Origin of the sequence: Xanthomonas sp. SHU 199, assembly GCF_000364665.1 — a bacterium.
GTDB classification, from domain to species: Bacteria; Pseudomonadota; Gammaproteobacteria; order Xanthomonadales; family Xanthomonadaceae; genus Xanthomonas_A; species Xanthomonas_A sontii.
In genome coordinates this window covers 1-1,588 of sequence record NZ_AQOI01000613.1, presented here as the reverse complement: position 1 = coordinate 1,588, position 1,588 = coordinate 1, and the positions used below count along the sequence as shown (strand labels likewise).

General features: G+C 71.7%; 2 protein-coding genes. Both read right to left on the bottom strand.

The window, feature by feature from the left end; translation table 11 throughout:
* Window positions 1-72: 72 nt before the first annotated feature.
* Complete coding sequence (locus tag D183_RS0117870) at window positions 73-1,014, bottom strand: RDD family protein (RefSeq protein ID WP_017910201.1); 942 nt, start codon at window positions 1,012-1,014, stop codon at window positions 73-75.
* A 39-nt stretch (window positions 1,015-1,053) separates the two neighbouring features.
* On the bottom strand, window positions 1,054-1,588 hold a 535-nt coding region (locus D183_RS0117865), incomplete at its 5' end, for a pilin (RefSeq protein WP_017910200.1).

Below are 1,588 nucleotides of genomic sequence, written 5' to 3'. Positions count from 1 at the left end.
CCGCTGTCAAGCCGGCGCCCGCCGGCCGGGCAGGCGCGCGGGCGGCGGCGGGGTTCCCGGAGCCCGCCGGACTCAGTGCCAGCCGCCCTTGGCGGCCACGCCGATCGCCAGCGCCACCACCAGCAGCGCCGCCGCCGACAGCAGGCCGAACAGGGCCAGGATCACCACCGTGACCGTGCCCAGCTTGCGCTGCTGCCATTCCGGGTGGTCGGTGTAGGCCCACTTGTCCACCACCAGGGTGTCGCAGAGCATGTCGTGCAGGGCCTGCTTGCGCTCGGTGAAGGCCGCCATCAGCAGGCCGATGCCCAGGGTCAGGCTGCTCAGCATGAAGCCGAAGTAGCGGCCCACGCCGCGGGACACGGTGATGCGGCTGCCGTCGGTGCGCACCACCTTGATGCCGACCGCCATCTTGCCCAGCGTGGCCTGCTTGGTGGAGGCGTGGAACAGGCCGTAGTACAGCGCCGCGATCGCCATCGGCAGCAGGTACAGCATGAGCAGCATGACGATGCCGGCGGCGGTGCTGAAGTCCGGCTGCTTGCCGAAGCCGGTGATCCCGAAGAAGCCCAGCATCACCACGAACTGGATCACGTTGGCGACGATGCCGACCAGGAACGCGTCGATCAGGTAGGCGGCCACGCGTTTCCAGAAACCGGCCTGCACCACCTCGCCGCCGCCGACCACCCGCGCGCCACCGTCGAGCACGGCACTGGGCGCCGCGTAGGGCGACGCCGCCACGGCCGGCGCGGGCGCAGTCCAGGCGTCGGGGACGGTCGCGGCCGGGGGCGGAGGAGGAGTCTCTCGGTCAACCTCGATCGGGGCAATCGCCGGCGCCGGCGCCTGGGTCAGGCCGAGTTCGTCGACGAACTCGGCCAGGGTGCGCCATTCGCTCAGGCCCTCGCGCCAGACCAGGGTGGACAATCCGATCTCGCCGCGCTGGAAGCGCTGCTGCAGGTCGGCGGCCGCTAGCGGCCCATGGCGCTGCTGCGCTGCGTCGGCGTAGTACCACTCAGTCATTCTGTTCCCCGGGAGTTGCAGTCGAAAACGGTGCGCCGGTCAGCCGCCGCGGCAGTGGACCGGCAGAACGCGATCGTCCAGGTCGGAACTGCAGTTCCAGGCGGACGTGCGCTCATCGTAGTCCAGCCACAGCGCTTTGCCATCCAGGCGCTTGGTGCCGGGCAGGTGCAGGGTGGCTTCCAGGCCGCAGTGGCCGTTGTCGAAGCGGCCGACCCGCACCTGCGCGATGGTGTCGCCGGCATAGCTCTGCGGTGCGCCGAAGCCGGTGTCGCCGTTGACCGCGCAGCGGTGCTCCTGCGCATTGAAGGCGGCGATCTGGTCCTTCAGCGGCGCCAGGTGGTCGAGCGCCTGCGCGACCTTCGCGCGTGCCAGGTAGTCCTGGTACGCGGGCAGGGCGATCGCCGCGGCGATGCCCAGGAACGCCACCAGCAGCACGCCGACGATGGTGCCGACGATGGCCATGATCGCGCAGCCGGACAGGCCGCTGCGCGGCGCGGCGGTGGCAGCGGGGGGCACGGGCGCGGCCGTCTGGAGCGGTGGCGGCAAGGGCGGCGGGGTGGGGGCGTCGGGCAGG